The 14,939-nt window shown below is 39.6% G+C and carries 12 protein-coding genes; 11 read left to right on the top strand and 1 reads right to left on the bottom strand.

Annotated features, from left to right (window positions below; translation table 11 throughout):
• Window positions 1–15 precede the first annotated feature (15 nt).
• From moaA to NSQ94_RS16675, 10 genes are all read left to right on the top strand, one after another.
• Complete coding sequence (moaA, locus tag NSQ94_RS16720; protein WP_153028072.1) at window positions 16–1,029, top strand: GTP 3',8-cyclase MoaA; 1,014 nt, start codon at window positions 16–18, stop codon at window positions 1,027–1,029.
• 145 nt (window positions 1,030–1,174) lie between these two features.
• On the top strand, window positions 1,175–2,440 hold the full coding sequence (gene glp, locus NSQ94_RS16715; RefSeq protein WP_339194157.1) for a gephyrin-like molybdotransferase Glp: 1,266 nt from the start codon (window positions 1,175–1,177) through the stop codon (window positions 2,438–2,440).
• Between the two features lie 24 nt (window positions 2,441–2,464).
• A complete protein-coding gene (locus NSQ94_RS16710; protein WP_117017039.1) occupies window positions 2,465–3,079 on the top strand; it encodes a nucleotidyltransferase family protein in 615 nt (204 codons plus the stop codon).
• Between the two features lie 931 nt (window positions 3,080–4,010).
• Window positions 4,011–4,955 carry a zinc ABC transporter substrate-binding protein gene (locus NSQ94_RS16705; RefSeq protein WP_066246945.1) on the top strand — a complete coding sequence of 315 codons (945 nt, stop codon included), beginning with the start codon at window positions 4,011–4,013 and terminating at the stop codon, window positions 4,953–4,955.
• 1 nt (window position 4,956) lies between these two features.
• Window positions 4,957–5,718 (top strand): metal ABC transporter ATP-binding protein, encoded by a 762-nt coding sequence (locus NSQ94_RS16700; protein ID WP_063386349.1) that lies wholly within the window; start codon window positions 4,957–4,959, stop codon window positions 5,716–5,718.
• A complete protein-coding gene (locus NSQ94_RS16695) occupies window positions 5,696–6,616 on the top strand; it encodes an iron chelate uptake ABC transporter family permease subunit (RefSeq protein ID WP_117017041.1) in 921 nt (306 codons plus the stop codon). Before NSQ94_RS16700 ends, NSQ94_RS16695 begins: the two co-directional genes overlap by 23 nt.
• A 2-nt stretch (window positions 6,617–6,618) precedes the next feature.
• Window positions 6,619–7,506 carry a metal ABC transporter permease gene (locus NSQ94_RS16690; protein ID WP_066246941.1) on the top strand — a complete coding sequence of 296 codons (888 nt, stop codon included), beginning with the start codon at window positions 6,619–6,621 and terminating at the stop codon, window positions 7,504–7,506.
• A 112-nt stretch (window positions 7,507–7,618) separates the two neighbouring features.
• Window positions 7,619–8,056 carry a transcriptional regulator MntR gene (gene mntR / locus NSQ94_RS16685; RefSeq protein ID WP_063386346.1) on the top strand — a complete coding sequence of 146 codons (438 nt, stop codon included), beginning with the start codon at window positions 7,619–7,621 and terminating at the stop codon, window positions 8,054–8,056.
• A 141-nt stretch (window positions 8,057–8,197) separates the two neighbouring features.
• Window positions 8,198–9,607, top strand: a complete 1,410-nt coding sequence (locus NSQ94_RS16680; RefSeq protein WP_327873647.1) for a processed acidic surface protein — start codon at window positions 8,198–8,200, stop codon at window positions 9,605–9,607.
• A 1-nt stretch (window position 9,608) separates the two neighbouring features.
• The gene (locus NSQ94_RS16675) at window positions 9,609–10,250 is read left to right on the top strand and encodes a class D sortase (RefSeq protein WP_063386345.1); all 642 of its coding nucleotides are present in this window, start codon (window positions 9,609–9,611) and stop codon (window positions 10,248–10,250) included.
• Window positions 10,251–10,470: 220 nt separating this feature from the next.
• On the opposite strand, the gene NSQ94_RS16670 is transcribed toward NSQ94_RS16675, so the two are convergent.
• Entirely contained in the window at window positions 10,471–11,847 is a 1,377-nt protein-coding gene (locus tag NSQ94_RS16670) for an amino acid permease (RefSeq protein ID WP_066246937.1), read from the bottom strand.
• 535 nt (window positions 11,848–12,382) lie between these two features.
• Between NSQ94_RS16670 and NSQ94_RS16665 the strand changes: the two genes are divergently transcribed.
• Entirely contained in the window at window positions 12,383–14,824 is a 2,442-nt protein-coding gene (locus NSQ94_RS16665; protein ID WP_339194158.1) for a PBP1A family penicillin-binding protein, read from the top strand.
• The last annotated feature ends 115 nt before the right edge of the window (window positions 14,825–14,939 follow it).

Genomic DNA, 14,939 nt, shown 5'->3' with positions numbered 1-14,939 from the left:
GTAAAAATGGGCAATATGAACAAAATAACCGATACCCTTCAGCGTCCTCTCCGTGATTTGCGCATTTCAGTTACTGATCGGTGTAATTTTCGCTGCCGCTATTGTATGCCAGCGGAGATTTTTGGTCCTTATTTTCAATTTCTCAAAAATGATCAGTTGCTCAGTTTTGAGGAAATAACTCGACTGGCTCGCATTTTTGCCTCACTTGGCGTCGAGAAAATTCGCCTATCAGGGGGAGAGCCGTTGCTGCGCAAAGAGCTGCCGAAGTTAATTGAAATGCTCGGTTCTATAGAGGGTATTTCTGACATTGCTTTGACTACGAACGGTTCTCTTCTTGCCAAACATGCGAAAGCGTTAAAAGACGCTGGTCTTCACCGTGTCAACGTTAGTTTGGACAGCTTAGATGATAAAGTTTTTCGCCAAATGAACGGCGGCCGCTGTGATGTCAAAACAGTTCTTGAAGGGATTGAAGCGGCCGCAAAGGCAGGTATGAAGGTGAAAGTGAATATGGTTGTACAAAAGGGGATCAATGATCAGGACATTGTGCCCATGGCGCGTTACTTCCGCGGAACCGGACATGTTTTACGCTTTATTGAATTTATGGATGTAGGAAATAGCAACGGCTGGAATCTTACACAAGTGGTTTCCAAGCAAGAAATTTTCGAACGTGTGAACGCTGAAATGCCGTTAGAACCGATCCCGTCCAATTATTTTGGAGAAGTAGCCTCTCGTTATCGCTATCGCGGCACAAATGAGGAAATAGGCATTATTTCTTCCGTAACGGACTCTTTTTGTTCCACGTGCACAAGAGCTCGCCTCTCAGCAGACGGCAATCTTTACACCTGTCTATTTGCCTCGCAAGGGACAGATTTGCGGGCGCAGCTCCGCAGCGGGGCAAAGGATGAAGAAATTAGGAATCTCATTCAGGATGTTTGGAACCGTCGAGCTGATCGTTACTCTGAAGAAAGATTTAACAATACAACGATTCCGAACAAAAAGAAGATAGAGATGTATTATATTGGAGGATAAAACAGAGCGGTGGAGAAAAGAACATATATTTCAGCTAATCGCTATGATAACAACGAAATTGTCGGTCGACTGAAGGGACAAAAGAACGTAATTTTCAACTAATGAAAGGCGCAGGATCATTTCAAAATATACAGGTGGTGATTGCATGTTATATATCCCGAATTCTTCCCCTATTCCATTTGAAGAAGCACAACGTCTTATTCTTTCTGCGATACGTCCCCTTCCGGTTATTACCATACCTCTGTCTGAAGCTCTTGGGTACTATTTAGCGGAAACGGTAAGGGCAGATCACGATGTTCCTATGTTTGACCGTTCCACTGTAGACGGTTACGCTCTGCGTGCGGAGGATGTGATCAATGCCAGCGCTTCTAACCCGGTAAAGCTGAAGGTTTTGGAAGAGATTCCCGCTGGATATTTACCTCAACAAAAAATTACCCAAGGTACGGCCAGCCGCATTATGACGGGAGCACCTATCCCCGAAGGTGCAAACGCAGTCGTTATGGTAGAGAAAACTGAGAATGCAGCGGAAGATAGCGAAAGCGTTTTGGTTTATCAATCGGTTAAAATTGGCGATGCTATTGCCAAAAAGGGACAAGATGTTGAAGAAGGGAAGGACGTCCTCACACAAGGGACGCTTTTAGGACCAATTGAACTGGGTCTGCTCGCTACATTCGGGATTGCATCTGTTCCGGTTTATGCGAAGCCTAAGGTTGGTATTCTTTCAACGGGAAGTGAATTATTGAACGTAGACGAGCCGATCGTCCCTGGAAAGCTTCGTGACAGTAACGGCGTAATGCTGGCCGGTCAAGTGAGTCAAGCAGGAGGTGAACCGGTTTATTTCGGGATTGCCCCGGACAAAGTAGAAGAGCTAGAAAAAAAGATGCTAGAGATTCTACAGCAGGTGGACATTTTAGTAACAAGCGGAGGCGTGTCCATGGGCGAATATGACTTCCTTGGAAAGGTATTTGAAAAAATTAATGCGAAAGTGATATTCTGGAAAACATTAGCTCGCCCTGGAATGCCAGTTTTGTGCGGAGTATGGCAGGATAAGCCGATTTTTGCTTTGGCAGGAAATCCAGCTTCGTCTTACGTCAATGCACATCTTTATGTGCTGCCTGCTATACGCTATATGAGCGGTTCTAAGGATCCGCTGCCGAAACGGGTAACGGTTGTATGTGACGAGGCAATTGAAGGGAAGCAAATGCTTCACACCCGGTTTTTACGAGGATTAACGTACGTTTCCCCAACCGGTGAACTAAGAGTGAAAATATCAAAGAAACAAGCTTCTAATGTTCTGTCCAGCTTTCTGGAAAGCAATTGTCTCGTTAAAGTGCCTGGGGGAAAAGGATTTAATGCAGGTGAGAAAGCGGAAGTGTATTTGCTGGGTGCGGTTGAGGAATTGAGACAGTGACAATGAGTCTGGGGGAGAGATGGTTTGAAAAAGGTTGGAGCAATTATTTTAGCAGCCGGAATGTCAAAACGGATGGGAAAACCAAAGCTGTTATTATCTCTAGGTGGGAAGCCATTATTTCGCTACTCTGTGAACACCGCTACCGCAGCTGGCTTAAAACCAATTGTATTGGTCGGCGGCAAACATATCGAAGAGCTGCGCAAACACACATCTGATTTAACCGAAATAGAAATCATTGAGAATCGGGATTATGAATCCGGCATGGCTTCCTCTCTTAAAGCAGGGATTCAGGCTTTAAAGGGACGAACGGATGCAGTCTTCGTATTTTTGGCAGACCAGCCCTTTGTACCTCCAATAGTTATAACTAAATTACTAGAATCTTATGATCAATATCGAAAAGAAGGTGTCCGCATTTTCCGCCCTAAGTATAATAATGTGCTTGGACACCCTGTATTGTTTGATGCTGAATTATTTGATGAATTTGAGCAAATTCAAGGTGATGAGGGAGGAAAATCAATTGTCCAAAAACATTATTCCAGCTTAATGGCTGTACCGTTTGAAAATTCAGAATGGGGATTTGATATTGACACCACAGAGGATCTGCTCAAACTAAAAAGGATTGCGCCAAAATATATTTAACAAAAATAGGGATAACAATAGATTCATTGTTGTCCCTTTTTAAATTTGTGTAACGGTCGTTGTACTTGAAGAAGTGCGTGGTTTTATTCAATCAAAAATTTCCCGGTTCAACAAGATTGACCGAGACTTTAGAAAATTTATTGCAGGAGTCCCATATTGAAATCGATAAACAAACAGCCCTGATGGGATCTATATATAATTCGTATCTTAATAAGGCTCTTTATGATTGTTGAGAAAATTGTATCTTAGTTATCCGGTATTAGAAATAACAAGCAAATCCTTCCTTGATCATCATTCATTAGGATACTTGTGCGAGTGTTCCTCATCTCTTTGCACCGCTGAGTACGAATGCGGTTCTTCCATTTCGTTTTAATTTCTCCCGTTTATTCAGATAGTTTATACTTGACAGTTTCTCAAAAATGGTATTAAATTTGCATTAAGGAAAAATATATGCAATAACAACAAAATTTAAACTCAATAAAATAAATATGTGTGAAGGAATTTTTTTTAACATAAAGTTTGCCCTTAGGCAATATTTATAACTATGGTAAAAAAGTAGGTGAAGGAATGGAAAAATTTCCTATTTGTGCAACATGAAGCCGGCAACTTTCTGTAAAGTATTAAGCCAAACGGTAAGCTGAATGGCGAAGCTGAAACAAATCAACTAGCGAAATGAAATTCATGTCTGTAAGTGTTTTGGCATTTATTCATTGATTGCGTTTTTTCAGTTTTGTTTCTTCTCAGGAATAAAAACAAATTGAGGTTACATATAGGAGTTTTCTATAAAAAACGGACAATGTTTGATTCCTGAATTCACAATTTGCCAGAATGGTTGTCGATATTAAATAGAAATCGTTCACCAATAAACTAGAGAGATGGGCTGACTTAAAAATCAAATCAATTTATAAAAATAAAAGGAGAGTGCGAAAAAATGAAAAATGTTATGAAAAAAATGGGGTGCTTATTCTTAATTAGTGCCTTGCTGGTGTTAAGCGCATGTAGTTCTGGACAAGAAGCATCCAAACGATCAAAAGATGGAAAAATTAATGTCGTCACAACGATTGCACAAATTGGCGAGCCGTTGTCTGTAATCGGCGGCGATCGTTTAAATGTCAAAAGTTTAATGGGGCCGTCAGTAGACCCTCATTTGTATAAGGCTACTCAAAGTGATATGGAAACTCTTGAAGAAGCAGATATCATTTTTTACAACGGGTTGCATTTGGAAGCGAACATGGTTGAAATATTTGAAAAGATCTCTGAATCAAAACCTGTTCTTGCAGTCGGTGAAACCATTCCTGAAGAATCTCTTTTAAAGGATGAAAAAGGGGTAGTTGATCCTCATATTTGGTTTGATCTGGACCTTTGGCAGCAGGCATTGGATGCTGCGGTTGAACAATTAAAAGAATTCTCTCCGGAAGACGCAGATTATTTTGAAGAAAATAAAAAGAAATATTTTGCTAGATTAGCTGATTTGAAAAAAGAAGCCGAAAAGCTTGCGGACATTCCAGAAAGTCAAAGAGTTCTTGTCACAGCGCATGATGCTTTCGGATATTTCGGACGAATGCACGGCATTAAAGTAGTTGGTCTTCAAGGACTTAGCACTGATTCCGAAATCGGTATTACAGATATTCAAGATACGATTGACATTATTAAAAAGTATAAAGTTCCTGCCGTATTTATCGAATCAAGTATTAATGAAAAATCGATCAAGGCTGTCATAGAAGGAGCGAAAAGTGAAGGAATTAACGTTACATTAGGCGGGGAGCTTTACTCTGATGCAATGGGTGAGGAAGGAACAGAAGAAGGAACTTATATAGGAATGTATCGCCATAATATCAATACGATTTATGAAGCATTAAGCGAAGGAGGAAAATAGCATGGCTGAAGCAGTGCTTCAAGTAGAGAATCTGTCCGCTTCCTATCGAAAAAATACAGTGCTCTTCGATGTGAATTTTGTAGTGCAGGCTGGTTCGCTAGTGGGAATCGTCGGTCCGAACGGTGCTGGAAAGTCGACGCTTTTAAAAACAATATTAAATCTTCACCCTTCCTTAACGGGATCAGTGAAATTTTTCGGATTGCCATTCAACAAGGTCCAAAAAAGGATCGGTTATGTACCACAGCGAGGTTCGGTTGATTGGGACTTTCCAACAAACGCATTGGATGTTGTCACTATGGGACTATATGGGCAAATCGGATGGCTGAAGCGGCCATCCCGATTGCATAAACAAAAAGCATTCGAGGCCTTGGAAAAATTAGGGATGGCTGATTACGCTGACCGTCAGATAAGCCAGCTTTCTGGCGGTCAACAGCAGCGTGTGTTTTTAGCACGCGCATTAGTGCAAAATGCCGACTTGTATTTTATGGACGAACCGCTGGCTGGTGTTGATGCAGCAACAGAACGCGCTATTATGACATTGCTGAAAGAATTAAAAGCTTTAGGAAAAACGGTCATGGTCGTGCACCATGATTTGCAAACAGTAGAAGATTATTTTGACCATGTTCTTTTATTAAATCGCACCGTCATTCAGTACGGAAAAACGAAGCAAATTTTTACTAGAGAAAATATTTCGCGAACTTATGGAGGAGACTTGCGCTGGTTGAGAGAGGAGAGTCTTCATGTTCACAATCCTATTAAATAGCAACACACAATGGGTGTTATTTAGCACGATGATTTTTGGGATTGCTGCTGGAACAATGGGCTGTTTAGCCTATTGGAAGCGGCAAAGCTTAATGAGCGATGCCTTAGCTCATGCAGCATTGCCCGGTGTTGTGATCGCCTTTCTTCTACTTGGAGAAAAAAACTTATTTGTCATGATCATTGGAGCATCCATCAGCGCTTTGATTGGAGCATCATTTATCCAATGGATACGTTCATCAACTAGAATTTCGGCAGATACGGCGATGGGAATGGTGCTGTCTATTTTTTTTGGCTTAGGAATCATGCTCCTGACAGTTGTGAATCGGACGTCAGGCGGAAATCAGAGCGGTTTGGACAGTTTTATTTTCGGTCAGGCCGCCTCGATGGTCAGATCAGATGTCACTACAATGTTAATCCTAGCTTTGGCGGTTATTTTGATTGTATTCATTGCATTTAAAGAATGGAAAATATATCTTTTCGATCCGGAATTTGCAAAAGGATTAGGACTGTCACTTAAATGGATGAACGGATTATATACAACGATTCTTGTCACAACGATTGTCATCGGGATTCAAGCTGTAGGAGTTATTTTAATTGCCGCCCTGCTGATTATCCCGTCAGTAAGTGCCCGCTATTGGACACAGTCTTTTCAACGGATGATTATCATATCAGCTCTGTTTGGGGGAGTGGCTGGAGCATTAGGAACATTCATCAGTGCATTGGGAAGAGGATGGCCTACAGGACCTTTTATCGTCATTGTGGCGTCCGCGCTGTTTTTCTTATCGCTTTTCTTTGGCAAAGAGAAAGGGATTCTGGTCAAGTATTTACAATTGAAAATGCAAAAAAGATTAGTGAATATTCATACCAGTAAGGCCTTAAGAACAAAAGGGGTAGAATAACCATGACTTATCATGCTATGTGGATTATCGTAACTGCTTCTTTAGTAGGGCTGTCCTGCGGCTTAATAGGTGTATTTCTGATACTCAGGAAAATGGCGATGATGGCTGATGCAATTAGTCATACGGTTCTGTTAGGAATTGTCATCGCTTTTATTATTACACGTGAATTAAGCGGAACTCATATGCTCATTGGTGCTATATTTGCAGGACTATTGACAGCTTTTTTAGTGCAGTGGCTTCATTCTTTAGACGTTCAGCAAGATGCAGCAATAGGAATTGTGTTTACGACGATGTTTGCTATTGGCGTTATTTTAATAGCGACTTCTGTAGGAAATGCACATTTAGATGTTCAACATGCTTTAATGGGGGAAATCACCTTTATACCTTGGAATAAAATTTCACTTCCTCTAATTGGCGAGGTTCCGAAGGCTACAGCATTGCTGGCTCTCGTTTTGTTTGTTGTTTTATTTGTTCTTGTCGCTTTTTATAAAGAATGGAAAATCACTTCATTTGATCCTGCGCTTGCTGCCAGCTTAGGGATTCCTGTTTTACTCATGCATTATGTATTCTTATGCTTAGTATCGATCACGACAGTTGCTTCTTTTGATGCGGTCGGCGCAATTATGGTCGTTGCGATGTTAATTACTCCAGCTGCCTCGGCTTATCTTTGGACAGATAGACTTTCTATTATGCTAGTATTAAGCGGATTATTTGGCGTAATATCTGCTGTAGCGGGCTATTATATAGCAGCTTGGGTCGACACTTCTATTTCTGGCTCAATGGCATTTGCCACAGGATTAGTGTTTTTCATAAGCTTTTTGTTTTCTCCGAAACATGGATGGATTGCGAGATATTTGCGATTGCATAAAACTGTAAAAAAGACAGGATGAAAATCGGCTATTAAATTGTCTTTCATAACGGTTGATCTCCTCCATACGCTTGTCTTATGGTGCTTTTATATAGTAAACTTTGTATGATGAAGATATTAATGGAGGATAACCAATGCCAACCCCGAGTATGGAAGACTATATTGAACAAATATATTTGCTAATTGAAAATAAAGGCTATGCGAGAGTGTCGGATATAGCAGAAGCGTTATCTGTACACCCTTCTTCCGTTACAAAAATGGTGCAGAAGCTCGACAAGGATGACTACTTAGTTTACGAAAAATATAGAGGGTTCGTCTTAACGCCGAAAGGAAAAAAAATCGGAAAACGCCTCGTCTACCGACATGATCTGTTAGAGCAATTTTTGCGGATTATTGGCGTCAAAGAAGAAAACATCTATCGCGACGTGGAAGGAATTGAGCACCATTTGAGCTGGGATGCTATTGACCGAATAGGGGATCTGATTCAATTTTTTGAAAAAGATAAAAGTCGAATCATAGAATTGCAGCAATTGCAAAATTTGAATGAAGAAAATGAAGAAAACGACTTCTAACATTAAACGACTTCTAATTTAGAAGTCGCTTTTTTTGTGCATGTAAAAATTTTTGTAAAAATTGTAAAAATTTTGTTGATTGATTCGTTATTCCTATTTATAATTTTCTCAAGAGATATAAAAAAAGAGGAAAAGAGGATTATGATGAAAAAATGGGGATTCATATTACTAGCTTTTATTTTGTGGATAGGAGTGATGCCAAAGCCGTCATCAGCTGCACAACAAGCATCTTTTGAGAAAGAACTGAATCAATATTTAGCGGAAGTAAGTAAACAAAGAGGTTTCAAAGTTACAAGAGAACATATCGAATTTTCGTTAGCTCAATATGAAGAAAAGATCGAAAATTTTGATTCTGTTGAAGAACTTCGTGATTTTTTAGGAGAGGTTATTCAAAAAGATTTAAGCAATTTAACCGAAATATTTGACGAATTTAATTTAAATGAAGCCAGTTTGCGCCAGCTGCTTCAAGAACACGGTGAAGATCTAGATGAGTATGTGTTTGTAGAAAATTTGTATGATGCCGTCATGCTTTACATAGAGCGTGATCCAAATTTTGATAAAAATTTGCAAGACTATTTGGCGAAAATTAGTAGTATTAGAGGATTTCCTGTGACGATTGACCATATTAATAGATCTTTGACTTTATATGAGAGAAAACTGGAAGACTTTAAAACCGTTAAAAGTTTAGAAAGATTTTTAGGAGAAGTTATTAAAAAGGATTTAAGCAATTTATCCTATATTTATGATGAATATGATTTAAATGAAAAGGAGTTGCGCCAGCTGCTTCAAGAACACGGAAAAAAATTGGAGGATTACGTTTTTCTAGATGATTTGGAAGAGGATGTTATAACATTTTTAAGTGAAGAATGGGATGCTGGTGTAGAAGACGAGCTCCTTTACGATTTATTAACGGTTTTTGAGCAGGAATACGGATTGACAAAAGAAGAAATCGAGCGGTTAAAGAACCATTTGCGATCAATTGAAGAGCATCTTATGAAAGAAGAGACAATTATAGCTTTGTTGGACTTGGCGGATCGGATGATGGCTTTTGAAGGGTTTGATGAAGCGACAGAGCTTACAAAGAGCCAAATCGAGGAGTTAATTTCGATTTTTAAAGATTTTCAACGTATTTTTAAAATTAAAGTTACATTTTCCTTTGTAAAAGATGGGTCTGAAAAGGAGCTTTCGCTGTTTGATCTATTTAACTTGAAAGAATTGATCAATGCAAAATTGAAAATCAACATATACAGTGAAAGTGGAGAATTTTTGGCTGATCTCCTCATTACCGGAGAAATCGTTGATTCAGATACGTTACATCGAACTGGGCAAACGATTCGTCACGGCGCTCAAGAAGCCAAAAGTGTGAAACAAGAGAAAAACGTTTCGCAAAAAATAGAAAAAAAGCTAAAAGCTGTAAAGGACAATGAGCATAAAACAGTAAAAGGTGCAAAATTGCCGAAAACAGATTCCGGCTATGGCGTGAATGCTATTGTAGGATTGTTCATTGTTTTAGCGGGATTTTTAATTTTTAGGCAAGCAAGGAAGGTTTAATATGCTGGAAACTACAAAAAGAAGCAGCCGAAACAAGCGGTTGTTTCTTCTTTTCTTTGCATCAATGATTATATTAGCCGGCCTATGGTTTTCAGCCGCAAACAGCTATAAACTTTTCAAAGGAATGCTACTGCCTGAGACCCATTCTGAAATGAAACAGAAGGCGGAAGCTGCACAGCCGGCCCCAGAAAAAAATACGAAGGCAGAAAAGGTTTTATATCCGACACGACCTAAAATTGGGGAGCAAATAGGAGAGCTGTTTATTCCAAAACTAAATGCAGTACTTCCGATATACCATGGAACGAACGAAGAAGAGCTTGAAAAAGGGGTCGGTCATTTTGCAGGAAGCGTATTGCCAGGAGAGGCAGACAATTCGGTTCTTTCCGGTCATCGCGACACCGTGTTTCGTAGGCTAGGGGAAGTAGGAAAAGGAGACGAGTTAATCGTCACAACTTCAGCTGGAGAATTTACTTATAAAATCTATAAGGTTCGGATCGTTGATAAAGACGACCGGACCGTGATCGTTCCGAAACCGAGGGCTACGTTAACTGTCAGTACATGTTATCCGTTTCATTTTATCGGCTCCGCGCCGGAACGATACGTGCTCGTAGCATATCTTGTTTCCGAGAAGTTGAAAAAATAATCTGTTATCTTGACCTATCATAATGTTTCCAATTCCCGTCTTCCGGTGGGAAAACTATCATAAAAACGGCTTTAGCCCTGTGTTCTAAAGGGCTAAAGCCGTTTATAATCGACTGTCTGACAGGGGAAGGTTTCCCCCCTAAAATTTGTTATCATGTGCATTTTTCAAGACACTGCATTTTTTTGACAGAGTTACGAATGAGTCTTTTAATGTCCTTATTTTACGGACTTTCTACCATATCCTTGTTATTTTTATCGCTTTTTTCTTTTCTGTTTTTATTCATAAAAGAAAAAATGGTGAGCAGTGCTAAGATGACAAGGCAAACAGTAGAACCGATCATATTTTTCTTATTAAAGATAAAAGAGAAAAAGATGACCAATAATGAAACGGTGGCTACTATCGTTGTGTATGGGAACCATTTTACTTGGAAATATGGTTTCTCCTTATACTGAGAACGAAGCTTTAGCTGAGCCAGACAGATGCTTGTCCATAATAAAATAATCGTAAAACCAGGTATCGTCATTAAATAGCTGATGACTCGGTCTGGAGTCATATAAGCTAAAAATACCCCAAATAAAATACAGATAGCCGTAACGGTAATACAGTTGATCGGTATTCCTTGTTTGGAAATCTTTAAAAATCTTTTTGGCGCTTCACCGCTTTGAGCCATGGAATATAATGTTCTGGAAGTTGCGTAAATCCCTGAGTTCGCCGCTGATAAAACAGCAGTAATAAGGACAAAATTCATAATATGAGCGGCTCCAGGAAGCCCTGTGATGCTCAATACTTGGACAAATGGACTGTCTTCCCCTGTCACTTGATTCCACGGCATTAAACCACAAATAATAAGAATAGGAAGCATATAAAAGAGAATAACTCTCCACATCGTTCCTTTAATGACTTTTGGCAAAACCTTTTCTGCATCTTTTGTTTCTGTGACCGCAACACCGATTAACTCAGCCCCGCCGTATGAAAACATGACGACTAAAAAGGCGCTTAACATTCCTCCAATTCCATAAGGAAAGAACCCGCCGTGTGCCGTATAGTTAGAAAAAGGATCATCAATATTGCTCGGAATAATTCCAAACAAAATGCCAAAGCCTAATAAAATGAAAGCGATTAATGCGAAAATTTTAATTCCTGCAAACCAAAACTCAATTTCACCATAGTACTTTACTTGAAACAAATTCATTCCAATGATTAAAACCATACAAAGGAGACTTAAAAGCCATAACGGTACGGTTGGAAACCAATATTTCAGAAAGCTTCCTGCTGCTAAAATTTCAACAACGGTGACAACAATCCAATTGATCCAATAAAGCCATCCTACAATAAAGGATATATGGAAGCCAAAAGCTTTATAAACAAGATGCTGAACGTTTAAGTTCGGATAAACAATCGCCATCTCAGCCAGTGCCGTCATGACAATAAATAATAAAAGGCCTCCTAATAAGTAAGCTATTACAACACTTGGGCCGGCAATATTTAATGTATCTGAGCTCCCTTTAAAAATTCCTGTTCCAATCATGCCTGCTAGCGCAATAAACTGAACATGTCGAGGTAATAACCCTTTTTTTAATGTTTGATCTTTTTCCATGGTGTTCATGCCTTTCTGTCCATTATGAAAAATATACTAGAATAACTGGCAGCATACTTTTTTACTTAATCGCTTTTCAGGTTTTACGCTTTTCTGCGTTTAAGTAAAAAAATAAATATGTTTCTAGTATATAATATTCTTTCGATTCATCAAAGAATAATGAAAAAACTCATTGCTATAAAACTGTTACAATTTATGGTAAATAGCAATACTCTTGAACTTCGAAGATATTTACGGAGCAAAGATAAGGTCAATTCTTCCTCTATTTAGTAGGAACTTATTACGATCTGTTCGATAAAACACTTCCTAAATGAAGAGGAATGTTATGAAGGTTCGCAAATCTTTTTCAAAACAGGGGTACTATTCTAAAAAGTGTTTTATTTTAAGAGTAGTTCAAATAAGTGTTATAATTTTTTTGTAAAAAAAATTGTCTGTTGCCGACAAATTCCACCACAAAAATCTTCTCGTCATCCGTATAATCTTAATCGTGTATTATTTATAGATTACCTTCTATACAGGTTAGGAGGAGACGGAAATGGGAGATCAATATCAGACGCGTATGGAGAAACGTCAAAAAAAGAAATCAGCTTCTAAAAAATCTCCGCTCATAAAAATCATGACAGCCTTTATGCTTGCGATTATCGTAATGATGACTGCGGGCGGTATCGTGGTATTGTCTTACATTATAAGCGCCCCTGCACTAGACCCGAAATTACTGAAAGATCCGTTATCCTCAACCGTTTATGATATGTATAATGAAAAAGTGCGAGATATTTCAGGAAGCGAACATCGGAAAATCATCAAAATCGAAAATATACCGAAAAATGTACAAAATGCGTTTATCGCAACAGAAGATGTGCGGTTTTTTGAGCATAATGGAATCGATTTTAAACGAATCGCAGGTGCAACCGTTGCGAATGTAAAAGAAGGATTCGGCGCTGAAGGCGGAAGTACGATTACCCAGCAGGTAGTCAAAAATTCATTCTTAACGCCTGAAAAAACGCTCAAGCGAAAAATACAAGAAGCTTACTTGGCTGTTCAGTTGGAACGACGCTACTCAAAAGAAGAAATTCTTGAAATGTATTTAAATAAAGTGTATTTCGGTCAAGGAGCATACGGGGTTGCGACAGCGGCAGAAACATATTTTAACAAATCCGTGAAAAAGCTGACGATTAGTGAAGCTGCGCTGTTGGCGGGGCTGCCGCAAAGACCGAGCGAATACGATCCATTTAAAAATCCGGATTTAGCTGAAAAAAGAAGAAATATAGTATTGTCGTTAATGAGGAAGTATGGCTTTATTACCGAAAAAGAAGAGCAAGATGCGAAAGCGATCCCGGTTGAGAAATTATTAAAGAAGAAAAAAGAAGGGCCGAAATATCAAGCGTTTATCGATCAAGTCATCAAAGATATAGTTGATGCCGGAATATCGGAAAAGGATATCTATACGGGCGGTTTAAAAATTTATACAACCCTTGATCCGGATGCTCAAAAATTTACAGAAAAAGTGCTGACAACTGATCAATACATTTATTATCCAGACGATCAGTTCCGGGCAGGAGTCGTGCTACTTGATACACAGACTGGCGCCGTCAGGGCAATTGGCGGAAACCGCAACTCAGATCAAGAAGTACAAAGAGGTTTTAACTACGCAACACAAACGAAAAGACAGCCAGGTTCGACGATTAAGCCGATCTTGGATTACGGCCCGGGAATCGAACATTTCAAATGGTCTACATATAAACAGTTCATTGACGAGCCGCTCACCATCCATGGCAAAGAAATCAAAAACTGGGACGGTCAATATCGCGGCAGTATATCGATGCGAAAAGCGTTACAATGGTCTTACAATATACCGGCTGTAAAAGCATTTTTGGAGGTAGGGGAAGACCGGGCAAAAGAATTTGCGGAAAAACTCGGAATCCCGCTCGATCAGATCTATCCTTCATATGCGATCGGAGGCTTTAATAAAGGTGTGTCCCCGCTTCAATTGGCTGGGGCGTATGCCGCTTTTGGAAATGAGGGCGTTTATCATAAGCCTTTTACGGTAAGGAAAGTCGTCTATCCAAACGGTAAAGAAATCGATCTTTCTTCCAAACCGGTGAAGGCGATGAGCGACTATACCGCCTACATGATGACCGATATGTTGAAAACCGTCGTGAAAGAAGGAACAGGACGACTGGCGAACATCCCAGGACTTCCACTAGCAGGAAAAACAGGAACAACCAACTTGCCGGAAAATATACGAGGAGATGGAACATCTGATGCCTGGTTTGTCGGCTACACGACTCGTTATGCGGCTGCGGTTTGGACGGGATACGACCAGACGACTCAGGAAACGTATGTGACAAACGAGAAGGCGAAGATTTCAAGACTTATTTTTAAAGAAATCATGTCTCACGTTTCTGAAAAAATAGAAACACCTGATTTTGAAAAACCGGACAGTGTCGTCGAAAGAGTGGTTGGCGGCCGAACTGAATTATTTGTAAGGGGAACTCCAATCCCAGCAATTCCAAAACAAAAAGAAAAGGATAAAAAAGAGGATAAAAAAGAGGATCAAAAACAGGATCAAGTAAAAGATAATGAACAGGAGCAAAAACAAGAAGAGGAAAATCAGGAGCCAAAAGAAGAGAACAATCAAAATGACATGGATAAAGAGCAGCAAGAAAATTCTGAGGACAACAAAGAGCAGCCTGAAGATAATAAAGAAATAGAGCAGCCAAATCAGCCTCCTGCCAATGAACAGCCGCAGCCACAACCGCCAGCTAACAACGGCAGCGACCAAGGAAACGGCCAAAAACCATCAGGAGGAAATAACGGAACTGACGGATCAAATAATAACGGAAACGGCGGCTCGAATAGCAACGGGAATGGCAGCGGATCAAGCAGTAATAATGGTCCAGGAAAAGGAGCCGGCACAACCAATCCGAACGGAAAATCACAATCTGAAAAGCAATCAACGGATAACGGCAGTCCATAAACAAAAGGGTTGAAAAAACATACTAACAATAGTAGTGCAGACCACGGCCATGGTTTGTGCTACTATTTTTTTGTAGAGATGAGAAAGTTTGTGTTCATTTAGGAAAAAACATATA

The organism is Aeribacillus sp. FSL K6-2833 (assembly GCF_037965815.1).
GTDB lineage: Bacteria > Bacillota > Bacilli > Bacillales > Aeribacillaceae > Aeribacillus > Aeribacillus composti.
The sequence above is the reverse complement of the archived record's forward strand: the minus strand, read 5'-3'. Positions and strand labels throughout refer to the sequence as shown.

Coding starts and splice junctions, on each gene's coding strand:
- moaA (WP_153028072.1), top strand. CDS start 16: ATGAACAAAATAACCGATACCCTTCAGCGTCCTCTCCGTGATTTGCGC.
- glp (WP_339194157.1), top strand. CDS start 1,175: ATGTTATATATCCCGAATTCTTCCCCTATTCCATTTGAAGAAGCACAA.
- NSQ94_RS16705 (WP_066246945.1), top strand. CDS start 4,011: ATGAAAAATGTTATGAAAAAAATGGGGTGCTTATTCTTAATTAGTGCC.
- NSQ94_RS16700 (WP_063386349.1), top strand. CDS start 4,957: ATGGCTGAAGCAGTGCTTCAAGTAGAGAATCTGTCCGCTTCCTATCGA.
- NSQ94_RS16695 (WP_117017041.1), top strand. CDS start 5,696: ATGTTCACAATCCTATTAAATAGCAACACACAATGGGTGTTATTTAGC.
- NSQ94_RS16690 (WP_066246941.1), top strand. CDS start 6,619: ATGACTTATCATGCTATGTGGATTATCGTAACTGCTTCTTTAGTAGGG.
- mntR (WP_063386346.1), top strand. CDS start 7,619: ATGCCAACCCCGAGTATGGAAGACTATATTGAACAAATATATTTGCTA.
- NSQ94_RS16680 (WP_327873647.1), top strand. CDS start 8,198: ATGATGAAAAAATGGGGATTCATATTACTAGCTTTTATTTTGTGGATA.
- NSQ94_RS16675 (WP_063386345.1), top strand. CDS start 9,609: ATGCTGGAAACTACAAAAAGAAGCAGCCGAAACAAGCGGTTGTTTCTT.
- NSQ94_RS16670 (WP_066246937.1), bottom strand. CDS start 11,847: ATGGAAAAAGATCAAACATTAAAAAAAGGGTTATTACCTCGACATGTT.
- NSQ94_RS16665 (WP_339194158.1), top strand. CDS start 12,383: ATGGGAGATCAATATCAGACGCGTATGGAGAAACGTCAAAAAAAGAAA.